At 45.4% G+C, this 23,972-nt stretch carries 23 protein-coding genes; 10 read left to right on the top strand and 13 right to left on the bottom strand.

Features of this window, described 5'->3' with window-relative positions:
- The first annotated feature begins 38 nt into the window (after positions 1 to 38).
- A complete protein-coding gene (locus RID09_RS25150) occupies positions 39 to 2,654 on the top strand; it encodes a chloride channel protein (protein WP_446338650.1) in 2,616 nt (871 codons plus the stop codon).
- Between the two features lie 283 nt (positions 2,655 to 2,937).
- Here the strand turns inward: RID09_RS25150 and RID09_RS25145 are convergent, their stop codons facing one another.
- Both RID09_RS25145 and RID09_RS25140 read right to left on the bottom strand, forming a co-directional pair.
- Positions 2,938 to 3,951, bottom strand: a complete 1,014-nt coding sequence (locus RID09_RS25145; protein ID WP_446338649.1) for a hypothetical protein — start codon at positions 3,949 to 3,951, stop codon at positions 2,938 to 2,940.
- Between the two features lie 75 nt (positions 3,952 to 4,026).
- The gene (locus RID09_RS25140) at positions 4,027 to 4,236 is read right to left on the bottom strand and encodes a hypothetical protein (protein WP_446338648.1); all 210 of its coding nucleotides are present in this window, start codon (positions 4,234 to 4,236) and stop codon (positions 4,027 to 4,029) included.
- 61 nt (positions 4,237 to 4,297) lie between these two features.
- Here RID09_RS25140 and RID09_RS25135 point away from each other — a divergent pair, with 61 nt between their 5' ends.
- Positions 4,298 to 4,657, top strand: coding sequence for a hypothetical protein (locus RID09_RS25135; protein WP_446338647.1), 360 nt, complete (start codon positions 4,298 to 4,300; stop codon positions 4,655 to 4,657).
- Entirely contained in the window at positions 4,629 to 5,957 is a 1,329-nt protein-coding gene (locus RID09_RS25130) for an ATP-binding protein (protein ID WP_446338646.1), read from the top strand. Before RID09_RS25135 ends, RID09_RS25130 begins: the two co-directional genes overlap by 29 nt.
- Before the next feature lie 112 nt (positions 5,958 to 6,069).
- Here RID09_RS25130 and RID09_RS25125 read toward each other — a convergent pair whose 3' ends face one another.
- The 3 genes from RID09_RS25125 to RID09_RS25115 form a co-directional block, all read right to left on the bottom strand.
- Positions 6,070 to 6,744, bottom strand: a complete 675-nt coding sequence (locus RID09_RS25125; RefSeq protein WP_446338645.1) for a histidine phosphatase family protein — start codon at positions 6,742 to 6,744, stop codon at positions 6,070 to 6,072.
- Between the two features lie 233 nt (positions 6,745 to 6,977).
- Positions 6,978 to 8,048 carry a serine/threonine protein kinase gene (locus RID09_RS25120; protein WP_446338644.1) on the bottom strand — a complete coding sequence of 357 codons (1,071 nt, stop codon included), beginning with the start codon at positions 8,046 to 8,048 and terminating at the stop codon, positions 6,978 to 6,980.
- A gap of 69 nt (positions 8,049 to 8,117) precedes the next feature.
- Positions 8,118 to 9,578 carry a PAS domain-containing sensor histidine kinase gene (locus tag RID09_RS25115; RefSeq protein WP_446338643.1) on the bottom strand — a complete coding sequence of 487 codons (1,461 nt, stop codon included), beginning with the start codon at positions 9,576 to 9,578 and terminating at the stop codon, positions 8,118 to 8,120.
- 547 nt (positions 9,579 to 10,125) lie between these two features.
- Here RID09_RS25115 and petJ point away from each other — a divergent pair.
- Positions 10,126 to 10,458 carry a cytochrome c6 PetJ gene (petJ, locus tag RID09_RS25110; RefSeq protein WP_446338642.1) on the top strand — a complete coding sequence of 111 codons (333 nt, stop codon included), beginning with the start codon at positions 10,126 to 10,128 and terminating at the stop codon, positions 10,456 to 10,458.
- A 239-nt stretch (positions 10,459 to 10,697) separates the two neighbouring features.
- On the opposite strand, the gene RID09_RS25105 is transcribed toward petJ, so the two are convergent.
- The 8 genes from RID09_RS25105 to RID09_RS25070 all read right to left on the bottom strand — a co-directional run bounded on the left by RID09_RS25105 (position 10,698) and on the right by RID09_RS25070 (position 17,202).
- Entirely contained in the window at positions 10,698 to 11,648 is a 951-nt protein-coding gene (locus tag RID09_RS25105; RefSeq protein ID WP_446338641.1) for a F0F1 ATP synthase subunit gamma, read from the bottom strand.
- Between the two features lie 74 nt (positions 11,649 to 11,722).
- Positions 11,723 to 13,240, bottom strand: a complete 1,518-nt coding sequence (gene atpA, locus RID09_RS25100; protein WP_446338640.1) for a F0F1 ATP synthase subunit alpha — start codon at positions 13,238 to 13,240, stop codon at positions 11,723 to 11,725.
- A 140-nt stretch (positions 13,241 to 13,380) separates the two neighbouring features.
- Positions 13,381 to 13,938 (bottom strand): ATP synthase F1 subunit delta, encoded by a 558-nt coding sequence (gene atpH, locus RID09_RS25095; protein ID WP_446338639.1) that lies wholly within the window; start codon positions 13,936 to 13,938, stop codon positions 13,381 to 13,383.
- Positions 13,939 to 13,940: 2 nt separating this feature from the next.
- Positions 13,941 to 14,462 carry a F0F1 ATP synthase subunit B gene (locus RID09_RS25090; RefSeq protein ID WP_446338638.1) on the bottom strand — a complete coding sequence of 174 codons (522 nt, stop codon included), beginning with the start codon at positions 14,460 to 14,462 and terminating at the stop codon, positions 13,941 to 13,943.
- 180 nt (positions 14,463 to 14,642) lie between these two features.
- Positions 14,643 to 15,137: a F0F1 ATP synthase subunit B' gene (locus tag RID09_RS25085; RefSeq protein WP_446338637.1), complete on the bottom strand. Its 495-nt coding sequence runs from the start codon at positions 15,135 to 15,137 to the stop codon at positions 14,643 to 14,645.
- Positions 15,138 to 15,443: 306 nt separating this feature from the next.
- Positions 15,444 to 15,689 (bottom strand): ATP synthase F0 subunit C, encoded by a 246-nt coding sequence (gene atpE, locus RID09_RS25080; protein ID WP_446338636.1) that lies wholly within the window; start codon positions 15,687 to 15,689, stop codon positions 15,444 to 15,446.
- A 131-nt stretch (positions 15,690 to 15,820) separates the two neighbouring features.
- Positions 15,821 to 16,561, bottom strand: a complete 741-nt coding sequence (atpB, locus tag RID09_RS25075; RefSeq protein WP_446338635.1) for a F0F1 ATP synthase subunit A — start codon at positions 16,559 to 16,561, stop codon at positions 15,821 to 15,823.
- A 197-nt stretch (positions 16,562 to 16,758) separates the two neighbouring features.
- Positions 16,759 to 17,202 carry an ATP synthase subunit I gene (locus RID09_RS25070; protein ID WP_446338634.1) on the bottom strand — a complete coding sequence of 148 codons (444 nt, stop codon included), beginning with the start codon at positions 17,200 to 17,202 and terminating at the stop codon, positions 16,759 to 16,761.
- 568 nt (positions 17,203 to 17,770) lie between these two features.
- Here RID09_RS25070 and larC point away from each other — a divergent pair.
- The 6 genes from larC (at position 17,771) to RID09_RS25040 (ending at position 23,629) form a co-directional block, all read left to right on the top strand.
- On the top strand, positions 17,771 to 19,060 hold the full coding sequence (gene larC, locus RID09_RS25065) for a nickel pincer cofactor biosynthesis protein LarC (RefSeq protein WP_446338633.1): 1,290 nt from the start codon (positions 17,771 to 17,773) through the stop codon (positions 19,058 to 19,060).
- A gap of 183 nt (positions 19,061 to 19,243) precedes the next feature.
- Positions 19,244 to 20,428, top strand: coding sequence for an AAA family ATPase (locus RID09_RS25060; RefSeq protein ID WP_446338632.1), 1,185 nt, complete (start codon positions 19,244 to 19,246; stop codon positions 20,426 to 20,428).
- Positions 20,428 to 21,021, top strand: coding sequence for a DUF4276 family protein (locus RID09_RS25055; protein WP_446338631.1), 594 nt, complete (start codon positions 20,428 to 20,430; stop codon positions 21,019 to 21,021). The genes RID09_RS25060 and RID09_RS25055 overlap by 1 nt, the downstream gene beginning before the upstream one ends.
- Positions 21,022 to 21,126: 105 nt before the next feature.
- Positions 21,127 to 21,339: a DUF2997 domain-containing protein gene (locus tag RID09_RS25050; RefSeq protein WP_446338630.1), complete on the top strand. Its 213-nt coding sequence runs from the start codon at positions 21,127 to 21,129 to the stop codon at positions 21,337 to 21,339.
- A gap of 13 nt (positions 21,340 to 21,352) precedes the next feature.
- Positions 21,353 to 21,895, top strand: a complete 543-nt coding sequence (locus RID09_RS25045; protein ID WP_446338629.1) for a nucleotide exchange factor GrpE — start codon at positions 21,353 to 21,355, stop codon at positions 21,893 to 21,895.
- 147 nt (positions 21,896 to 22,042) lie between these two features.
- Positions 22,043 to 23,629: an Hsp70 family protein gene (locus RID09_RS25040; protein WP_446338628.1), complete on the top strand. Its 1,587-nt coding sequence runs from the start codon at positions 22,043 to 22,045 to the stop codon at positions 23,627 to 23,629.
- The last annotated feature ends 343 nt before the right edge of the window (positions 23,630 to 23,972 follow it).

Below are 23,972 nucleotides of genomic sequence, written 5' to 3'. Positions count from 1 at the left end.
GAGCAAACAAAGAAGGCATGATAAATGATAAATGACCAATGATCAATCCCATACGTCAATGGTTACTACCCAAGCGACGTTTGGCGATCGCAGAAGCCTGTTTAATTGGGGTGGTTTCTGCGCTATCCGCCGTGTTACTCCAACACAGCATTGGCTGGCTCGGTTCATGGCGCATTCATTTTTCTGAACAATTTTCGCCATTTTTAGTTTTACCCGCCTTCGGACTGGTATTGGGAGCGCTGTCTGGATTCCTAGTCGAGTACTTGGCACCCGATGCTTCAGGGAGCGGTATTCCTCAGATTAAAGCCGCACTTGCCCAATATCCCATCGCTCTAGATTTGCGTGTAGCGCTAGTCAAACTCGTCAGTAGTATTTTAGCGATCGCGGGAGGACTAACCCTAGGACGCCAAGGACCTACTGTGCATATTGGCGCAGCGTTAGCGGCTCAGTTTAGCCGTTGGTTCCCCACATCTCCAAGCCATCGACGCCAGATCATTGCGGCGGGGTCAGCGGCGGGTTTAGCGGCGGGGTTTAATACCCCAATCGCGGGTATTTTGTTTGTGGTTGAGGAATTACTCCATGATTTTTCTGGGTTAACTCTAGGAACGGCGATTTTAGCCTCATTCATCGGTGCGGTGATTTCCCGGATTTTAGGGGGTCGTAGTCTCGATCTGAACCTGGAACTGAGTCAGACGACCCATAGTTTTTCCGCCCTGGAAATTCCTTTTTATTTGCTGCTGGGTCTTTTAGCAGGATTACTGGCAACATTATTTAATCGCGGGATTCTGTTTTCGTTGACGTTACAGCGCCGCTTTCATGTCTCTTTGGCGGTGAAAATAGGGCTAGCTGGATTAATCTGTGGTTGTGTGGTGTCTCTATTACCACCGGATTTTCGCAATAATCGTGGGTTGCGGGAGTTGTTAATTACAGGCGCAGAAACTTGGCAATTTACTAGCCTCGCCTTGGTAATCTACTTTTTTCTCACTCTCATTTCTTACGGATCGGGCGCTCCTGGGGGTTTATTTCACCCCTCACTGGTTTTGGGTTCTGCCTTGGGTCATCTGGTGGGCGTCGCTAAGTTGTCTTTTTTTGGTTTTGGATCGCCGACGACTTACGCTTTGGTCGGAATGGGGGCATTTTTTAGTGCGGTATCCAAAGTTCCCATAACTGCGATCGTGATCATATTCGAGATTACGGCGGATTTCAATCTGGTTTTACCGTTAATGATCACCTGTGTGGTGTCTTACCTGATTGCCGATCAACTCTCCAAAGGTTCGCTTTATCAGCGTCTGTTGGAATGGAGGGGGTATATCTCACCGACTGAAAAAGTAGACAAGGGTTCATTTACTGGGTTAACCGCAGCGGATTTGATGCAACGGCGGGTGGAAACCTTATCGCTGCAAATGAGCCTTGATGACGCTTTACAAACGGTGTCTTGCTCGACGCACCAAGGGTTTCCTGTGGTAGATGAGGGGACACTGGTGGGGATTATTAGTCAATCAGATATTACAAATGCGACAAAAATGCAAGGTAATCCCCCCCGCTGTGCTTTTCCCGGAACCACACCCTTAACGGATATTATGACGCCACACCCGATCACGGTTAAGCCGACGGCGAGTTTAGTGGATGTGCTGTATTTGCTCAACCGTTACCACCTCAGTCGTCTCCCAGTAACTGAAGGGCGTAAGTTATTAGGAATTATTACCCGCAGCGATATTATTCGGGCGGAATTAGATCAGCTAGATCGTAAGACAACTCAACCCGGCTCACAATTGACACCCTCTTGTGTGGTTTATCAAACCCGCGCTCCAGAAACTGGACGAGGACGGTTATTAGTTCCCATCGCCAATCCCCAAACTGCGCCGATTTTAGTCAGACTCGCCGCCGCCATTGCCCGCGATCGCGATTATGAATTGGAATGCTTACAGGTGATTATCGTCTCCCGCAGCAATTCTCCAGCAGAAACTCCGGTAAAAACAGCAAAAATTCGGCGGTTATTACGTCAGGCAGAAAAGTGGGGACGAGATTGGAATATACCTGTTCACACTCAAATACGGGTGAGTCAGGATATTACTCAAGCGATGCTAGAAACCATTAAAGAACGACATATTAATCTGATTCTGATGGGGTGGAAAGGCTCAACCTCAACCCCTGGGCGCATTTTTGGCGGGGTGGTGGATGGGGTGATTCGACAGGCGCCCTGTGATGTGATGGTGGTGAAATTCGGTGAGATGATGCATCCGCCTTATATCCCTCCCTTCTTTCAGCGTTGGTTGATTACCATCGCCGGGGGTCCTAATTCTCAACGCGCCTTGGAGTTTATTCCGGCGTTAGTTCCCTTAAGTGGTAAGCCCCTAGATATTCAATTATGCCAAGTCTTTGATCCAGATGATACGCTGATGAATACAACAGCCCTAGAAAAAGCCAGCAACTTTTTAAAGGGGCAAATGAATGGTCGGATTCGCCAGATTCCCATTCGCGCCAGTGAGGTATCTGATGCTGTGGTTCATTTAGCCAATGACCAATTCTGTGATGTTGTGGTTTTAGGGGCAAGTCGGGAAGGGCTGTTACAGCAGGTGATTCAGGGGAATATTCCCGAAGCGATCGCGCGACGGGTTAAGAGTACAGTTATTTTAGTTCGCAGTGTGACATAATTTTTCTTACAATTCCTATTTTTTCCAGGGAAGCTTTGTCCCCATTTCAGTTAGCGCTGAGAAAACCAAATAGAGGATAAGACAGCTAACACCTGCCCAAAAAAGAACTAAATCATTATCCATAATTTGCTAACTCTAAAATCATTTTTGAAACAAAGCATGACTTGGTTGCAACAAAATCTCTAAAATTTATCAATGGATAATTAATAATTGATAATTGATAATTATTAATTATCCATTGATAAAGGCGGATTTGGTATAATGGGATATTGATATGACACATTCAGCGTTTTTTCTTCGACCCAGAAGAGCTGCTACTACTACCAAAACTAGAGGAACTATTTCTGGATGAATTAGGTTTAGGTTTTGATTGGTTAGATCTTAAATTACTACTCCCGTAACCAGAACCCGTAGTTTTGCTACTCGATGAAGACGGGGAGGAACTTGTTGAGGAACCTGTCGATGGTGGAGCAGATTGAGTTGTTGTGGCTGGATTTCTTGTTCCCGGTGGAGTTTTCGGTATTGTCGATTTATCCGTTGGCGTTGATGGCGTCGTACTGGATGAATTTGTGGATTCGGGTGAAGTTTTCGGAGTCGTTGTTTGACTCGTGGTTGACTTCCTCAACACTCCCGATGTGCGTAACTGATTGTTCGACACCGCAGGCGGTGGTGTATTGTGGTTGCTTTTATATTTAGCTACCGCTTGGTCATAACTTGAGGCATGATAGCCACTATACAGCACTTGACCTGATCGATAGGGGGGTGGAATATAATATCGAGGAGAATTAAATTCCAGTTCAATCTCAATCCCCCCGTCACTCTCAAAGGGTTGCCAGTACGTTGATTCCTCACGCACAATGACCATTTCATTATTACTGGCTCCTTCCGTAACTGCGTGCATATATTCAATCTGAAAATCTGGACTCAAATGCAAAACGGCTTGGTTATTCTGCTTATGTAGATAACTTTGTTCTCCAGCATTGAGTTCCCCTTGTGTCAGGGGTATCATTTGCGGATTCGTCGTGCTGTACGCCGCGCCTGTGGAATTCATCAAAAATAAGGTATACTGCCCATTGGCGTCATTGTAGGTCACTTGCTGGAGAGCATACTTCCCATCAGTGAGTCGAGTTTGAGACGATACGGTGTTGGTGTCCTGTCGCCCAGTAGACTGATAAGAGTTGGTTGAATCCTGACAAGCCACTGTTGTCCAACACAGCGCTACACTGAGAATAACGGGCGTAAATTTGCGGAACCTTCGGCGTGGCGTACCCATAACTGCTTTTAAAGAATTTTTCATCGCTACTACTTTAAACTTTAACTCGTGATTATTTAAGGAAGGAAGGTTGTTAACGTTTAGACATGACGCCTCGGCTTAGCCAATAGCCAAACTGGGGATGAGTGTCTGTCTATTACTCAAGATTAGGTCTTGGATTATATGCGCGATCGCAAGTTTTGTTAAATTTCTTAACCGATTGTTCCCAGTTCCCGGAAAATCCCTGGTGTGACACTGAACGGGTGGGGAATCTCTTGACCAAACCAATATAATATCCTGATTTCGGCTAAGGCGTCCAGAATATTGCATAGAAAACCGATGGAAGAGTGATCGCAATCTTCACACCGACGCGAGCAAGTTGTAGGAAAAAATGAATAAACGACTATTGAGTGTCAGTCTGATCTTCCCTATTTTACTCCTTGAGGCAGCTCACAGTTTAGCTTATCCTGGAAACACAGCGACTCAAGCATTCGTATTTTCCAGACTTAGCCAGAGAACATCTCAAGTTACATTTGCTACAAGAGAGTCCCCCTCATTTTTCCTTACAGCTAGGAAAGAGAAACCGAAAACCTGTCGGTGGGCGGGCTATTGTGACGATGAAGATAACGAAGATGAGAATAACGAGGATAATGAGACAGGTGCGATCGCGTGGCGAGATGCTATGTCTTTCAACGACAATAGAATAAGGATGATGAGGACTTATGGGACTAGATCTACCGAGATTTTATAAAGCGTGCAATCCAAGCAAACCCTTAACCGCTGGGGAAGTGGAAGATCAGAACTATTATATTGATTTTTCCCCCGTTAGAGGGAACCGAATTATTCAGTCACTGCGACGCACAATTGCCCTAATTTCACCAGATGAACCCACCTGCCAACTTTTTACGGGTCATATTGGCTGTGGTAAGTCTACTGAATTACTGCGACTCAAAGCTGAGTTAGAAGATCAGGGATACTATGTGGTTTACTTTGAGTCATCCCAAGACTTAGATATGGCGGATGTCGATATTACTGATATTCTCCTCAGTGTTGCTGGTCGAGTCAGTGAGAGTTTAGAAGCGATTAAAATCAAACTTCACCCCGGTTATTTTGCCAATCTTTTTAGTGAAATTGCCGATTTTCTGCAAACTCCGATTGAATTGAATGCCGAAGCAGAACTCTCGATTGGTATTGGTAAAATTACCGCCAAAACCAAAGAAAGCCCAAAACTCCGCCGCCGCTTACGGGAATATTTAGAACCCCGTACCAGTGGTATTTTAGAGTCGATTAACACTGAACTTTTAGGACGGGCAAACACCGAACTGCGGCGACGGGGAAAAGCGGGACTGGTAGTGATTGTCGATAATTTGGATCGGGTGGATAATCGTCCGCTTCCCTCGGAACGCTTACAACCCGAATACTTATTTATTGACCGAGGTGACCAATTACGGAAACTGAATTGCCACGTTGTTTATACGATTCCGCTATCCTTAACCTTCTCCAATGATGTCGAAATTCTGAAAAATCGATTAGGAGGTGGACTACCGCCGACTATTTTACCCATGGTTCCTGTGCGCGAACGGGATGGATCAGAATGTAAGGAAGGGATGGATTTGCTGCGACAAATGGTCTTAGTGAGAGCATTTCCTCATCATACTCCAGCACAACGATTAGCCTTACTTCCAGAAGTCTTTGATAATGCTGAAACCTTAGATCGTCTCTGTCAAATCAGCGGGGGTCATCTGCGAAATTTATTGGGACTCTTATTTGGCTGTTTGCGACAAATGGACCCCCCAATCTCGCGGGATTGTTTAGAAGGCGTGATCCGCGAAAGTCGGGATTACCTCACCTCATCCATTGATGATGAGGAGTGGGAATTGTTATTTCAGGTGGTACAACAACAGACAGTGAAAGGAGACGTGGAATACACGACTTTACTCCGTAGCATGTTCGTCTATGAATACCGCGATCGCAACGGGAATTGGTTCTCTATCAATCCAGCTTTAGAAGAGACACAGAAGTTTCAAAATTGGTTGAGAGAAAACACCTAAAATGACGGTTGGTGTAACTCTACTTAGCAACAATTTTAGGGGCGTGTTTAGGGATTCAATGATGAGACAAACTTAAAACAAAACAACAAAACCAGCCCCTACAACCAAAATTTTACAAGTTTGTAAAATTTAGACCTTTCTCGATAAATTCTGGAATAATTAAATGATGCCACTCCAGTTTTGTCAACTCAGTATTAGCAAAACGCTGACCCAATACATCCACAGGATTTGTGTTTTCCGTGATTATACCAACTAGAATCCGGATTGAACCGATATGACTACAAATCAGAACCTTATTCACCTTACCCGTTTGTGTTGCCTGAGCCAGCTCAATCAAAAATGAGAAAATCCGTTGAGCTAATTGTGCATAACTTTCGCCATTTTCTGGTGCGTAGTTTAAATTTCCAGCCGCATATTCGGGAATAAATCGGAGTTTCCCTCCTTCTAATACCCCTAAATTACGTTCATTCAGGCGCTCGTCTTTGTGGATACTGCCCACGCTGATCCTGCTGCTAGTTATAGCAATATCTAACGTTTTATAGGCGCGTTTTAATCCGGAGGCAAATGCTAAACTGTAATCCGGATCAAGTTGAGTTCCTAATACCCTGGCTTGATCTTCTCCTTGAGGCGTTATGTCTACGTCTTGAGAACCGGCAATTCGCTTTTCGGCATTGACGGTGCTTTGAGCATGACGAAAAATGTGTAATGTTATTGGAGTTGCTAAAATCAAAGGGTATTTTAGGTGTTTGCGGATGTCTTGCCAACTAAGAAATTTGTCATTGTTCATTCATTTTATTTCCTTTGAGGCAATAGAAATTGAAGCAACTCTTGAGGGGCGGCAATGTTCCTATAATCCCTTTAAAAAACATAACTTTACTACTCTAAGTTCTCTGGATAAATGAAGAATCCCGCGCTGTAATCAAAGATTTCAGCGTCGGGAGTGTCAATGTAAAAGCGAAGTATCCGAGCCGAGTCATAATTGGCATAACCTAGTAGATAGACGATCGCGCGATCGCAGAGTTATTCTTCGGTTTCTGGTGATTTTAAATATAAGGGGGATGAGACGGAGGGGTTCACGTTTGGAGATGATTCAGGAATAAATTTTTCCCAAAATCCCATTCCTTCAATACTGGCAGATACCACGCCAGCGGCTATGCCAACTACCCCTAAAATTCCGACAACCATCGCCCAACGGGGTGGTTTAGCTAATCCAGAAATCACACCACCTCGCTGTACTCCCAACAATTTTAACCAATCCAGCACAGACTTGGGACGTGCTTCGGGTTCGAGTTTCATTCCCGCCAGAATCGCTTTATTAACGCGCTTAGAAATTTGAGGATTAATCTGTTTTGGGGGAATTAAATCTGCCTTACCCTTTTGGCGATCGCTAGAGGTGGCGGGTAGCTTCCCGGTTAAGAGGACATACAGCGTTGCGGCGAGGGAATAGACATCGGTACAGGTTCCGTGCGATCGCGTCTTCGACTTAAGTTCAATCGGGGCAAAGGCTTCCTCTTGCCATCCCAAGATTAAAGGATACTCAAATTTCCCGCCCAGGTCAAAATCAATCAGTACCGCCTCATATTGACTCGCCCGCACCATAATATTGGCAGGTTTTACATTCCGATGCAGCAATCCCTGCTGATGGGCGGCGATTAGCGCCTCCCCCATCTGCTGAATATAACTTAACGCTTCCTTTTCCGGTAACACTCGTTGAGACAGATTCCCTAGATTCCTTCCCCGAATGTACTCCATCGCCAGACAGAACCACTGTCCTTCCACAAACGTCTTGTATACCTTGACGACATGAGGATGCTTACATCCCTCTAGCCTCCGCGCCTCATCGACAAACTTACATTTGAGACTTTCCCGACGTACAGGAGTAAGCTGTTTGAGTCGATCCTCATTCAGCGTTTTGATCACCAGTTTGTTTCCTTGTGCGTCTGTCGCTAGGTAGGTAATACCAAAGCCTGCCTTGCCTAACGTCTTTTCAATGGTGTATTGACCATTATGTAGTTTCTGCCCTATTATCCACGCCATCGCCTGTGCATTTAAACCCTTTGTTTCTATTTTGGCAGATTTGTCATTTGTCATACTCGCTCCCGAAAAGAAGCAAGCTACGTCATTTGTTTGCCCCCCTGCACCTGGAGCCCCCTTCATCCCTCATCCTTCCTGCGCCAACGGAATCGCTACGATAAACTGGCTTCCCTTTCCCTCCTGGGAAATACAGCAGATTTGACCTTGGTGCTTTTCCACGATGATATTATGAGCGATGGATAACCCTAACCCTGTCCCCTTCCCCGTGGGTTTGGTGGTAAAAAAGGGATCGAATAAGTGATTCTGAGTCGCTTCTGGCATTCCCGGTCCATTATCGGCAATGGTAATCACCGCCCACTGCGTCTGAGGAGCGCGATCGCACTCTAAACCTATCCCCTGCTTCTGCCAATATTCTCCCCTTTTTACGGCTGTAGAAAGCGTAATATTTCGCGGTTCAGGCTGATTTTCTAAGGCGTCAATTGCATTAGAAATTAGATTCATAAACACTTGATTAAGCTGACTGCCATAGCACATAACAGGCGGCAGATCTCCATACTTTTTAATTACCTGAATTTCCGGGCGTTCAGCTTTGGCTTTGAGGCGATTGTGCAAAATCAGTAATGTACTTTCTAACCCTTGATGAATATCAACCAACTCCATCTTCTGCTCATCCAGACGTGAGAAGTTCCTCAAAGACAGCACAAGATCTCGAATGCGGTTGGCTCCGATTTGCATAGAAGACACCATTTTCGGTAAATCTTCAACAATAAACTCAATATCGTCCTCCTCGATAATAGCTTCAATTTCAGGTATCTCCACCGGGCAATGTTTCTGGTAAAGACGCAAAACATGTAAAATGCTTTCCACATACTCGCGAGTATGAAGCAAATTGCCGTAAATAAAATTGACAGGATTATTAATTTCGTGAGCAATTCCAGCCAAGAGTTGACCCACACTGGACATTTTTTCACTTTGAATCAGTTGAGTTTGAGTTTGTTTAAGCTTCTCCAGTGCTTCCTCAAGTTGTTGTGCCTGTTGTCGCGCCTTCTGTTCCGATTGTTTCAAGGCTTCCTCTACCTGCTTACGCTCAGTAATATCGAAGCGAATTGCTAAATATTGATAGATTTCTCCGTTGTCATTCAAAAATGGAACGACGGTAGTATCTACCCAATAATAGGTTCCATCCTTGGCTTTATTCTTGATTTCACCTTTCCAGACTTTACCCGATGCAATCGTAGTCCAGAATTCTTTGAAAAATGCTGGTGGATGATGACCTGATTTAATAATACGATGAGTTTTGCCAATTAACTCTTCTCGACGATATCTGGATATTTCACAAAACTTATCATTGACATAGCGAATCACACCTTGCTTATCGGTAATCGCCACGATTGCGGCTCGATCTAACGCAAATTCCAAATCTGATAATTCTTTGAGCGTCCGCTCCAACTTTCTCGCCACAAAATTTTTCTGTCCAATCCCTAGGTTCGTTAGAGTATCTATAGGATCTCTGAATTCTGTATTCACCCGTCCATTCATTTCACAATTATAAGAACTCTCTTGCTGATGAATCTTTTCGGCTGTCATCTTAGGTTTGCCTTTACTTAACTACATCTATTCATGTTTACGGATTAACCGCGATTTATAGATATTTTATTCGTTTCCCAATCAGCAATGTGTGATTTACTTCACCATTGTGGGATGTTTATAGTAAAAAAAATGGAACCTATTTTAGATTTGTATCAAATAGTAAGGAAATTTTTACAGACTGTTTTCAAACTTAATATTTACTGAAAATTTAATCAATTTTTAGGGTTTATCGTTCAAGCTCTAATTTAATTTTTTCTTCCCCAGCTCCCCCAGCTTCCCCAGCTTCCCCAGCTCCCCCAGCTTCCCCAGCTCGCCATAGTGCCATGGCACGTCTGGAACATCCTTCCCGGCGTCTCGGCTATTTGAATTGGAACGAAACTCTAGATTAGGCGCGTGTCCTGTTAAAATTTGTAGAAAGGCGGACAATATTGCATCATGCCTATAGCATCGGATTGATGGATTAGGTCAATTCTGTCCCAAATTGCTGCAATTTATAATTGAGCAATAATACTTACTGTCTGTGTTTGAGAAGAGGAGAACTACATTGAAGAAAATTCTGTCCATCATTTTACTTGCCGTCGCTGTGTTTGGTTTGGCATTCAGCCGTCCGGCTCTAGCTGCTGATACGACAAAAGGAGGTCAAATCTTTGGTGCCAACTGTGCAGCTTGCCACATGGGTGGTGGTAATGTCGTTATGGCAAATAAGACCCTGAAAAAAGATGCCTTGGAGAAGTATGGCATGGACTCCATGGAAGCAATTGTTACCCAAGTAACAAACGGAAAAGGGGCTATGCCTGCTTTTCGCGGACGCTTACAACCTGACGACATTGAAAACGTTGCGGCTTATGTGTTAGAGCAAGCTGAAAGTGGCTGGTAATTAAGATCCGTCACATTGTAGAGACGTAGCATGCTACGTCTCTACAGTGTTGTTGGGGGTGGGTTAATTCTGGGGAGCGGGGCGGGTTTATTCACATCTGGGTGAGATAGAAACGATAATAATGAAACCCGCCCCTACAGACACACCATGGCACGTCTCTACCTAAACCCAATCCCCAAATAAAAAGCGCCTGAGTTAACCCCGACGCTTTGATTTAATTGAATTCCCAGGAAGCGATACTAACCCCCAAGAGCGCTGGCGCCGCCAACGACTTCCAGAATTTCTTGAGTAATGGAGGCTTGTCGCGCTTTGTTGTAAGACAGGCTGAGCGTGCCAATCAATTCAGTGGCATTATCACTGGCGTTGTTCATCGCCGTCATCCGTGCGGCTAATTCGCTAGCGGCTGACTCTTGTAATGCCCGCAGAAGCTGGTTGTTCAAATACAACGGTAGTAAGGCATCCAGAATTTGGACTGGATCTTGTTCAAAGATCATGTCACGGGATAAAGCACGGTTTTCTGTCGTCACTTTTTCCCGTTGTACCTCAAAGTTACCGCCGCGAGTAGTGAGGCGGAAGATTTCATCATCTTGTGCCTCTAATCCTTGGGCGGTTAAGGGTAATAATGTTTGTACCACCGGGCGAGAACTAATTAAGGAGACAAACTTGGTGTAAACCAGTTCAACCCGATCCACTTCTTCCGATAGGAACAAGGAGAGCAATTCATCGGCAATCATTGAGGCTTCAGGTGCCGTGGGAATTTGTTCTAAGCCTGTGTATTTGGCGTCAATTGGCTGCTCCCGGCGCTCAAAATACTGGATCGCTTTGCGCCCGATTAAGACATATTTGTAGTCGATGCCTTCCTTTTGGAGTTCCTTGGCGCGGTTTTCGGCACGGCGGATCACGTTGTTATTGTAACCGCCACACAAACCGCGATCGCCAGATACGACGAGTATGCCAACAGACTTGACGTCCCGTTGTTTGAGCAAGGGTAAGTCGACGTCTTCAAATTGGAGACGGTTCTGCAACCCATAGAGAACCTGCGCCAAGCGATCAGCAAAGGGACGAGTCGATGTCACCTGTTGTTGGGCGCGACGCACCTTCGCCGCTGCCACCAGACGCATCGCTTCGGTAATTTTCTGAGTATTTTTGACGGATTTTATGCGATCGCGAATCGCTTTTAAATTAGGCATAGTCTGTTCATTGTTAATTATTGATTGTCCATGGTTCATGGCTTTTTACCGATGAACCATGAACCATGAACCCATTACACAGAGACTAAGAATGTCTGCTTGTACTCAGCCAGGGCTTCTTTGAGCAGGTTTTCGGCGTCTTCGGTGAGGACTTTCTTATCCTTGATAATCTCACCAAACTGTGGCTTGCTGGTTTTCAAGTAGTCCCGCAGCCCCTTGGTAAACGCGGTGACTTTCTCCACCTCAATGTCATCTAAGTAGCCATTGATACCCGCGTAGACGAGGGCGACTTGCTCGTACACCGCTAAGGGAGAGTATTGGGCTTGCTTGAGCAGTTCCCGTAACCGTACCCCCCGTGACAATTGGTCTTGGGTGGCTTTGTCTAAATCTGAGGCAAACTGGGCGAAGGCTTGCAGGTCATCAAACTGTGCCAAATCTAGTTTGAGTTTACCTGCCACTTTTTTAATGGCTTTGGTTTGAGCGGCAGAACCCACCCGTGATACAGAAATCCCAGGGTTAATCGCAGGGCGTAGACCGGAGTTAAATAAGTCAGCCGATAGGAATATCTGACCGTCAGTGATCGAAATCACGTTGGTGGGAATATAGGCGGATACGTCACCAGCTTGGGTTTCAATAATTGGCAGCGCGGTCATACTGCCCCCACCCAATTCATCATTCAGTTTGGCTGCCCGTTCTAACAAGCGGGAGTGGAGATAGAATACATCCCCAGGATAGGCTTCCCGACCCGGTGGGCGACGCAGCAACAGGGACATCTGGCGATAGGCTTGGGCTTGCTTGGACAAGTCATCGTAGATAACCAGAGTGGCTTTGCCCTTATACATAAAGTATTCGGCAATAGACGCTCCGGTATAGGGTGCCAGATATTGCAGGGTGGCGGGGTCACTGGCGTTAGCGGCAACAATAACGGTGTAATCTAATGCCCCTCTCTCTTCCAGGGCACCGACAACCTGTACCACGGTAGATGCCTTTTGACCGACAGCGACGTAGACACAGATAACGTCTTCTTCTTTCTGGTTGAGAATTGTATCGATCGCGATCGCGGTTTTTCCGGTTTGGCGATCGCCAATAATTAACTCCCGTTGTCCTCGTCCCACGGGAATCATAGCGTCAATCGCGGTAATCCCAGTTTGCAGGGGTTCATAAACAGAACGCCGTGCAATAATACCCGGTGCTGGGGATTCAATTAGACGAGATTCTCCTGTTTGAATCTCTCCCTTGCCATCAATGGGTCGTGCCAACGCATCGACTACACGACCAATTAGTGCCTCACCCACGGGAACTTGAGCGATTTTCCCAGTCGCGGTTACAGAACTCCCTTCCTGAATATCGAGCCCTTCGCCCATCAGCACGATACCCACATTATCTTCTTCCAAATTCAGGGCAATGCCCACTGTACCATCTTCAAACTCGACCAGTTCCCCAGCCATGCACTGGTCTAAACCATAGACCCGGGCAATGCCGTCACCGACTTGCAGGACGGTACCAACGTTAGAGACTTTGACCTCTTGGTCGTATTGTTCAATTTGCTGACGAATAATGCTGCTAATTTCGTCGGGTCTAATGCTTACCATTCAACTAATCCCTCTACTTTTTTGTCCTTTATCCTTTGTCTTTTGTCATTCGTCCTACTCGCTTGCGCCACAAGCAAGCTAAGTCATGTTCAGAAACCATCAACGATGAACCATGAACCATGAACCACGAACGATGACCATTAAGTCGAACGACTCAAGCTCACACCAATGCGACGCAGTTGTCCGCGCAGACTGGCATCAACCACTTGAGACCCCACTTTAATAATCACACCACCGAGTAAATCGGGGTCAATTTGGGTTTCTAGTTCTACATCTTGGGCATTGGTCATGCCTAGCACTTTTTGGCGCACTACCTGCTTCTGGTCCTCGTTGAGTTCCACGGTGGATATGACTTGAGCCAGAACCGCTTGTTTTAACTCCCGCAAGAGTGCTTGATACTGCTTACATACGTCTCCCAGAAACAGAATGCGCCGTCGATCGACGAGAATCTGTAAAAAATTCACCATGTAGGGGTGAAGTTGCTCTCTGCCGATTTGTTCTAAGACGGCTTTTTTGTCATCGGCTTTGACAATAGGATTCCCTAAAAACTGCTGCAACTCCTCTGATTCTTTCAAAGTATCGAGCAAAGCCGCAACGTCTTCACCGAATCGGTCTACGAGGTCATGTTCTTTAGCCACAGACATCAAAGCTTCTGCGTATGGCTCAACGACTTCAGCACTAAATGAACTTCCTTTCATAATTATCTCGCTCCTACTCGCTCAATGCTGCGGTCAACTAAGGTATGCTGTGCCGATTCGTCTAACTGGCTTTTGATTTGGGACTCGACACGCTCCATAGCTAGGGCGACCACCTGCTGGCGAAGTTGTGCGATCGCACGTTCCCTTTCTGAGTTTAAATCCTGAACGGCTGAAGCTTTCATTCGTTCCACATCTTTAGCCGACGCTGCCAAAACTGCTTCTCTGGCGACGTTGGCATTTTCTTCTGCCTTTGCCCGAATCTTTTCGGCTTCCGCTTGGGCTTTTGCCAGCTTTTGCTGGGCATCAGCTAAGGCGGCAGCAGCGTCTTTCTGCTGCTTTTGGGCATCGCTAATTGCTTCTTCAATATTGGCACGTCGCTCAGATAGGGTCTTCCCTAAAAACGATCGCCCAAAGTAAACCAGTACCCCGATAATAATCACCAAATTAATCACATTGGTTTCTAAAATATCGAGGTTGATACCAAATCCTCCTTCTGCGGTAGCTAAAATTGAAAAACTACCCATAATAGCCATATACACCTGCTTTAATTGAGAACTGCTATGCTGCTTTACCGCTAACGCTGGGTAATGCCTCAAAATGCTGGAATTTTTGTCCGGCGTTATTTCTGGTCACACCACCGACAAAAGACAAGGGTTTAACTTCAGCAAACCCCTGCTTGTTCAGCTACCCAGATAAAGCCGACGTTACTTAACCAACTCTGGTCCTAGAAGTTTTTCCAGAATCTGACGCGAAAGCGAATCCACTTCTTGTTCTAAGGATGCCATCGCTTCAGTTTTTTGTTGGTCAATCTCTTTTTGGGCTTGCTCTCGTTGTGCCTGGGCTTCCGCTTGCGCTTGAGCCATTTTATCGGCAGCTATTTTCTGAGCATCAGCTTGAGCGGCGGCAATCGTTGCTTGTGACTTGCGACGAGTTTCTGCTAGTTCTTGCTCATACTGTTTAGCCAGATTCTGAGCTTTTTCTAGCCGTTCCCGTGCCTCTAAGCGGTTTTTGCGGATATAGTCATCCCGTCCATCAATGGCTTGGCTAAGCGGCTTATAAAAAACCGCATTTAATACCGCCACCAAAATTAAAAATTGCAATGCCATCAAAGGTAGGGTGGCATCAAAATCAAATAACCCCCCTTCTTTGGCTGCCTTTTCTGCTGTTTCAACAGCGAGTAAAATTGTCCAATGTATCATGATGTTTTGGTAATCCCACAGCGCACAAAATCGTTAGCTTTTTCGTTGGGATGGGATAGCGTTGTCGATTTCAATAGCCGCTACCTTAAAACTTATTCAAAGTTAACCAAATCTAGTCAACCTTGATGTTCACTTCCTGCTCCCGGGTGGCAGATCTCCCACAGCTTGGTAACCAAGGGCTTGGTAACCAAGCCCCTACGGCGGCTTATGGATTGAAGAAAAAATCTTCTATATGTGTGATGCCTTTATTTCAACAGCATTCAGACCTCAGTCATTGGGGTCTGAATGCTCTTGTGGCATAAAGGGTTACGAGAAGGGGTTGGCGAATAATAAGACCAGAGCAACCACCAAACCGTAAATTGTCAGTGCTTCCATGAATGCCAAACTCAGTAGTAAGGTACCCCGAATTTTACCTTCAGCTTCAGGCTGACGGGCAATCCCTTCTACTGCTTGTCCCGCCGCATTTCCTTGACCAATTCCAGGACCAATTGCTGCTAAACCAACAGCTAAAGCAGCAGCAATAACAGACGCAGCAGAAACTAATGGATCCATGATATTTTTCCTCGCTTTTGACTAAATAACAAACGAACGTGAAACACTTACCCTACACTAATCCGCTAGACACAGCAGAATTCTTTGATTGCTCGCTCCAGGAAGCAGCAAATCTTCATCACCAGCTTAAACTAGTGATGATCTTCCATCGCCTCCCCGATATAAGCCGCTGCTAGGGTAGCAAAGATCAGCGCCTGAATCGCACTGGTAAATAAACCTAATGCCATCACCGGGAGAGGTACGAACAGGGGAACCAACAGCACCAATACTGCCACCACCAGTTCATCTGCCAAAATGTTGCCAAACAGACGGAAACTGAGGGAGAGAGGTTTGGTAAAATCTTCCAGAACCTTAAACGGCAGCAGAATGGGAGTTGGTTGGGCATAACCAGCAAAATACCCCAAGCCTTTCTTGCTCAGACCCGCGTAAAAATACGCTAAGGAGGTCAGCAGCGCAAAAGCCACTGTAGTATTAATATCACTGGTTGGTGCAGCTAATTCACCTTCTGGCAGCTCAATGAGTTTCCAGGGAATAAGTGCCCCAGACCAATTTGCCACAAAAATGAACAAAAATAACGTCCCCACAAACGGCACCCAGGGACGGTACTCTTTCTCCCCAATCTGATTTTTGGCTAAATCTCGCAAAAATTCCAGGGCATACTCCATAAAATTTTGGAGACCACTGGGAACTCGCTGAATGTTGCGGGTAGCAGCAATCGAGGCAATAACCAGAATGGCAATCACGACCCAGGAGGTAATAAAAACCTGACCATGAACCTTCAAATTACCGATATGCCAATACAGATGCTGACCAACTTCTAGTTCAGCAAGGGGGAAAGCATTATAGAACGCCAAACCATCTATCATTTCCATTCCGGAGATTTCCCCAGCTATCTTCTATCCTTTGGTTGAAACGACTACACAGAACGGATTGACAATTATCCATCGAACAATTGCTGAGTCTGCTTCCTGCTTCATCCAAAGGAATGATCTCCTTTGTCCACAGGCGTTAAGTTCGGGTGTAGCCCACCCTACTATTTGGATGCGTTGGCTGCCCTGACAATGGGAACTTACTTCGACGTAGGCAACAAGGTGCTTTGCAGCATATAAGCGATAAGCGCAGCTTTATACGTCAGAAATCCTAAAAATATGGGCAGAATGCGTAAACTCTGCCATTGACTGGCAACGACTAATAGCCCAATCAATAAAGCCAACCGAGTCGAACTCGGACGCCTTTTTTGGACACCTAACCGCTCAACGTCTTTCGCCAACATTCTCAAGTAAACCACACCAACGCACGCCCCGATCAAATAATTCAAGGCGATGTTGAGTGAGTAAAAAATCCAGACAGAGACAAAAATCACCCCTGTCATTGCCAGAGTGACCGCCAACAACGTTTGTTTAAGTTGGTAGTACTCTTGCATTGAGGAACTTTCAGGGGAAGTCTGAGAACTCCCTGGCGGACTTTCCTCCGGTGTGGGCTTGGGTTGTACAGAGTTGTCTGACAAGTTCACAGGCAGCAGCAAACGCTAGTCCATCAAAATTGGCTGGATCGCATCTAGCCATAGGCGATCATACCACGCCAAAGTAACAATACTTAAAACATTTTTAATCGTTATTGGTCATTGGTCATTGGTCATTCGTCATTCGTCCTTTCCTTGCCCATCTCCCCCTACATAAGAAATGGGGTTTGGAGACCAAACCCCTACAACCCCATCTCCCTCATCTTCCCTATCTCCCCAATCCCCCACCCCCCATTCTCCTTTCCCTACAATAGATGTAGACCGTTACATAAGATCTACCCAAATCTGTCCACTTATGGACACATCTGGAACTTACTTCCTGCTTCACTCTGGCGGTGTCGGCACCTTCCCAGTCCACAGGCTAACACCACCTAACTGGCGGCTATCTCTCTCACCTACCTAGCTGTGGTTTTTGGCTGGATAGGTATACCAATAAAGTATACATACTCTTGGCAGACCCATTCTCTCAGAACAAATCTCTACCCAATTTTGGGCAATAATGGGTAAAGGTTTCCAGCCTTTTGGTTACAGCTAATCACCCTTCAGGATTCAAAACGTAATGCCAAAGCTCGCCTACCTAGACTGTCAGAGTGGAATTGCTGGTGATATGTGCTTAGGGGCACTCGTGGCAGCAGGAGTGCCGTTAGAGTATTTAAGTGAAAAGTTAAAAGGGCTAGGAATTGACCATGAATATCGGTTAGAGTCACAACCAGTCCACCGCCAAGGTCAATTAGCCACTAAAGTCCATCTGAATTTGCTCACTCAAGCCCATCACCATGATCACGCTGAACCGTCAGACCATGAGCATAGCCGACACCTGGCAGATATTGAACACCTAATTACAACCGCTGGATTACCTTCACAAGTCGTCGATTGGAGTTTGGCAATTTTTCGCAACTTGGCAGAGGCAGAAGGGGCAGTTCACGGGATGACACCCGAAACCGTGCATTTCCATGAAGTCGGCGCGACAGATGCCTTAGTGGATATTGTCGGTACGTGTTTGGGGTTGGATTGGTTGGGTATTGACCGACTCTACTGTTCTCCCTTACCCACAGGAGGTGGTACAGTACAAGCCGCCCATGGTCGATTGCCTGTTCCTGTTCCTGCTGTTTTAAAATTGTGGGAATCTCGGCAAGTCCCTATTTATAGTAACGGCATCGATCGCGAATTAGTCACGCCCACTGGTGCAGCTATTGCGGTTACCCTTGCCACCCAATTTGGACTCCCTCCAGCGATGATTCTGCACAAGATTGGTCATGGTGCAGGAACCAGTGAATTGGCGATTCCGAATATCCTGCGACTTTGGATTGGAGAAGCTTCAGAGTTGGGGATTCAGTTTCGAGGACAAGACGGCGCTAATTTTATCAGTGATTACCCTTGCCAAGAAACAGTTTGTGTGATAGAAACCCAAATTGATGACTTAAATCCCCAAGTGATTGGGTATGTCTTCGAGGTGCTATTTAATGCTGGGGCGTTGGATGTATTTACCCAAGCCATTGGCATGAAAAAATCTCGTCCTGGGGTATTACTCACCGTGATTTGCCCACCGGAAAAATTAACCGTTTGTGAAGATATTTTATTTAGAGAAACGACAACCCTTGGTATTCGCCACTTTACCCAGCAACGCACAATTCTGCAACGGGAAATTCAGCGAGTTGAGACCAAGTATGGCACGGTGCGGGTAAAAGTTGCCAGTCGCGCTTCAGGAGTACAAAACGCCATCGCCAACGTCCAACCGGAATATGAAGACTGTGCCGCGATCGCACGAGACTATAATTTATCCTGGCGGGAGGTGCATCAACTAGCACTTGATGCCTGGTATCGTGCCAATACTCCACCCTTGCCCTGAGTATGGGTTATGGGGTATGGGGTGTAGATATCTATAGATTTTATGTAGGGTGGGCAAGAATTATAAACCTGCAAGGGTTTATATTATCCTTGGTTGCTCTTGCCCACCCTACGGTAACTAAAGGTTGAGTCGATGACTTGTAACAACCCTGGTTGCTCGGCGCTGGTTTATTAGGATAACATCATGAAAATTGTTTCCATCAAAATCAAAAACTACCGTCTTTTTGAGTCCATAGAAATCAAAAATATTCCAGGATTTTGTGTCATTGTTGGAGCAAATGGCACAGGTAAATCTACTTTATTTGATATTTTTGGTTTTCTTCGAGATGCCCTTAAAAATAACATTCGTCAAGCCCTCCAAGTTCGAGGTGGATTTAATGAAGTTATCACCAGAGGCAAAGAACAAGAAGACATCGAAATCGAATTAAAATTTCGCATGAAGATTCTGGAAACAGAACGCCTCGTCACTTATGTGCTAATTGTTGGGCAAGAAAAAAAACGCCCTGTAATCAAGCGAGAAATATTACGCTACAAACGTGGCGAATACGGCTCTCCTTATCACTTCCTAGACTTCCAAAAAGGCAAAGGCTATGCCATTACCAATGAAGAGAACTTTGAACAAACTGAAGCAGAGCTAGACCGAGAAGAACAACAATTAGAATCCCAAGACATTCTAGCCATCAAAGGCTTAGGGCAATTCCAACGCTTTAAAGCCGCCAGTGCCTTCCGTTCCCTAATCGAAAATTGGCATATATCCGACTTTCATATCAGCGATGCGAGAGGGAGTAAAGATGCTCTCTACGCCGAACACCTCTCCCCCACCGGAGACAATCTAGCAATAGTTGCCCAATATATTTATCAAGACTATCCCGAAATATTTCAGCAAATTTTAGAAAAAATGCGCGATCGGGTTCCGGGTATTTCCCAAGTCGAAGCCAAAAATACCGCAGATGGTAGATTAATCCTGCGCTTTCAAGACCAAGCTTTCAAAGATCCATTTATTGATCGCTACGTTTCCGACGGCACCATGAAAATGTTTGCCTATCTAATTTTACTTTTTGACCCCAAACCTCACCCTTTACTTTGTGTCGAAGAACCCGAAAACCAACTTTACCCTACCCTACTTCAAGAACTCGCCGAAGAATTTGCTAGCTATAGCGATCGCGGTGGTCAGGTTTTTATTTCTACCCATTCCCCCGACTTCCTGAACGCCGTTCCGCTAGACAGTATTTTTTGGCTGATCAAAGAACAAGGCATCACCAAAATATACAAAGCTACCAATAACCCAACGCTCAAAGCTTTAGTTGAAGCTGGAGACTTACCTGGCTATTTATGGAATCAAGGTTGGTTTGAAGGAGTTGCACCATAATGAGCTACAACATTATTTTTTTATTAGAAGAACTCTCCATGAGGATAGTTTTAGAGAAGATATTACCCGATATAATTCCTGAACATATTACCTATAAGTGTATTACTCACCAAGGTAAACAGGATCTGGCTAAATCTATCCCCATTAAAATCAATGCCTTTAAATTCAGCCCCTCCACAGAGTTTGTCATTGTCCATGACCAAGACTCCCACGACTGCAAAGAACTCAAGACAGAATTAAAACAAATTTGCCAAACGGCTGGGAAATCTGACGTAATGATTCGCATTGTCTGCCATGAACTAGAATCTTGGTTTCTCGGAGATTTAGTTGCTGTCGAAAAAGCCTACAACCTTAAACCTCATAGCCTCAGCCAAAAACAAAACCAAAAGAAATTTAGAGATCCGGATCAACTCAACTATGCCAAAGAAGAACTCAGGAAATTATTACCAGCAAAATCAGCGTATTATCCCGGCACTCACTCTAAGGAGATTGCCAAATACTTGTCCCTTACCGACAATAAATCGCGTAGCTTTCAAATTTTCTGTGAAGGAATCAAAAAAGTTTTAGCGAGAGTCAGTTATGACCCAGAGTGAACAGGAGTTAGAGAAAATCTAATCCAATCGATATCTTACTGTGCTGTGTACTGTAAAATAGGGGAGGTGTGAACTGTAGTTGATTGTTGGGTTCGGAAAGGAATTATGGCAGAGTATCAAAAGATCGAATATCGCATTGGCAAAGATGGCAAAATCACTGAAACCGTCATCGGCGTCACTGGATCAAGTTGCACCGAAACCACCAAAGGGATTGAAGCGGATCTCGGAGAGGTCGCAACTCAAGAATTGCTACCAGAATATTATGAAGGTGACGAAACCCTAACCACGGATCAAACTACGACTTTACATCAACAGTAAAAGGAGAGGTAAGATGGCTCATGATCCTAACCTCTTGGGGCTAGGTTTACTGTTGTGGTTTGTCTTCACCACTTTACTCATTAGTCGCTTTGGGCCAAAAAAAAGACCCGAAAACCATTCTGCTTCAGTCTCAGTTGCTGACTCCAGTCAAATCAAGGAATTAGAGGCACAATGTAAGCGGCTACGGGATGAACTCGAAGCGCGATCGCAGCAACTATCCACAGATATCCAAGATACCACCTTTGAACAACTACGCCCCCTACTGACCAATTATCCCACCGCTTGCCGGATGATCGAAGCCCGCCCAGATTTACCGGCTAAAAATTTAGTCGCACTCTTTACTCCATTAGAAAATCTAATCCAGAGTTGGGGCTATGAACCCATTGGTCAACCTTGGGAACAGGTTCCCTTTAATTCCCAACTGCACCAACCTGATGTTGAAGATATCACAGAAGGAGAACTCGTTTATATTCGATTCGTCGGCTATCGAGATCATAATCGAATACTTTGTCCGGCTAAAGTCAGTCGTACCCTACCTAGGGGACTGTCACATTAGTGAGTTTTGAAGGGTGTAGGGGCGGGTTTCACTACTATCCTTTCTTCGCTCACCCAGATGTAACTAAACCCGCCCTTCGAGGGGAGCAGGGAAGAGAATTACCAATGAACCAAGAACAATCAACAATGAGCAATCAACAAATGACAAATGACCAATACAGTTGCAATTGACTTCGGTACGAGCAACACAGTCGTCAGTATACTCGAACCCGATACCAACAGTCCCAAAACTCTCAGGCTGGGTTCACTCTCTCGCCTGTTTAAAACGAACTCAAATGAGCCAGATATCCCAGTCATTCCCACCCTAGTTTTTATCAAAGACAATAACCAAATACTTCTGGGAGAACAAGTTCGTTCCCAGCGCTTAGGACAATCTCAACCCGCTCGCTTTTTTAAAGGATTTAAACGAGATTTAGCGGCGGACTTCCAACCGCCTCCGCGTCTCATTAATGGTGAATATTACACGGCTGAATCGGTTTCAGAACAATTTATTAAAACTATCTGGCAGCAATTAAAGGCTCAAAAAATTCAACCCTCTCAGCTTATTTTAACTGTACCCGTGGGCGCTTATGATCGCTATTTAGATTGGTTTCGCGAGGTGGCACGCCGCCTGGATGTGGATCAAATCAAACTGGTGGATGAATCCACAGCAGCGGCGTTAGGCTATGCGGTACAACGTCCCAGTTCCTTGGTATTGGTGGTGGATTTTGGTGGTGGAACTCTGGATTTAAGTTTAGTCCGTACTGCACCACAATTGGATGCAGCCAAGCGCGATCGCGAAACGGTATTACGGGCAGAAGTGTTGGCGAAATCTGATGCATACATCGGTGGTGAAGATGTGGACAGTTGGATTGTCGAAGACTATCTGCATCAGCAAGGATGGTCAAGGGAAGCAATTGGTGAGGTGGGGTGGCAGAATTTATTAGAGTTAGCTGAACGGTTAAAGATTCGCTTGTCTAGTACTCAAGAAGCGAAGGAAAGTTGGTTAGATGAGGAGACATTTAATTCATACAACTTGCAACTAAATCAGGATAAATTAGAAGAGATTCTGGAAAATCGCCAATTTTTAGAACAATTGCGGGAGGCGTTGGATGAAGTATTGACAATTGCCCTGGAAAAAGGAATTAGTAAGGGTGATATTGAACAGGTGTTATTAGTTGGGGGCAGTTGTTTAATTCCCGCCGTACAGCAGTTGATCCGGTCATATTTTGGCAAGACTAAGGTTAAATTAGATAAGCCCTTTGAAGCAGTGGCATACGGGGCGTTAGCGTTAAATCAAGTGGCGAGTGTGGATGATTATTTGCGCCACAGTTACGCCATTCGCTTATGGGAACCTTATGCTAAAACTTATTCTTATTTCACATTATTTGAAAAAGGGATGCAATATCCCTGTGAACGTGGGGAACCGTTAACCTTACAAGTCGCCATTGAAGGACAACGGGAAATTCGCTTAGATATCGGCGAAGTCGCAGAAATGGCACAAGCCGAGGTAACTTATGATAAGTTAGGACGGATGACCAGTAGTCAGTTATCTAAGCAAGCCGCCTATCGTTCTTTGGATAGCGATCGCGAACAGGTTTGTGTGGCACATTTAGAGCCACCGGGACAAGTAGGAGTTGACCGGATTTCAGTTCAGTTTGAGGTAGATGAACGGCGGGTTTTGGTAGCAACAGTTAAGGATTTAGTGACGGGGAAACTGTTAGTAGAAAAAGGCGCGATCGCGAAATTACAGTAGTGGCGTGACACACCTAATTTGATGGATTATCCCCAGAAAACCCATACAATTAGCTAACTTTTCACGGGAAGTCTAGAAACCTGAGTCGGGGCGGGTTTAGTCACATCCCTTGTGCAACCAAAAAGATAGTCGTGAAACCCGCCCCTACACACTTAAGACGCTTAGTTGCGCCACATAACGTGAAAAGTCAGGATAACTGATAACTGATAACTGATAACTGATAACTGCTCACTGATAACTGATAACTGCTCACTGATAACTGCTCCCCCTTTCTGGAGAACCGACGGTGCATCTAAAAAATCTGTTACCGAACTATATCAATGGCAAATGGTGTCCCTCCAGC

Source organism: Coleofasciculus sp. G1-WW12-02 (genome assembly GCF_040219735.1).
In the GTDB taxonomy this organism is placed as follows: domain Bacteria; phylum Cyanobacteriota; class Cyanobacteriia; order Cyanobacteriales; family Coleofasciculaceae; genus Coleofasciculus.
This window is presented reverse-complemented; position numbering and strand designations above follow the sequence as displayed.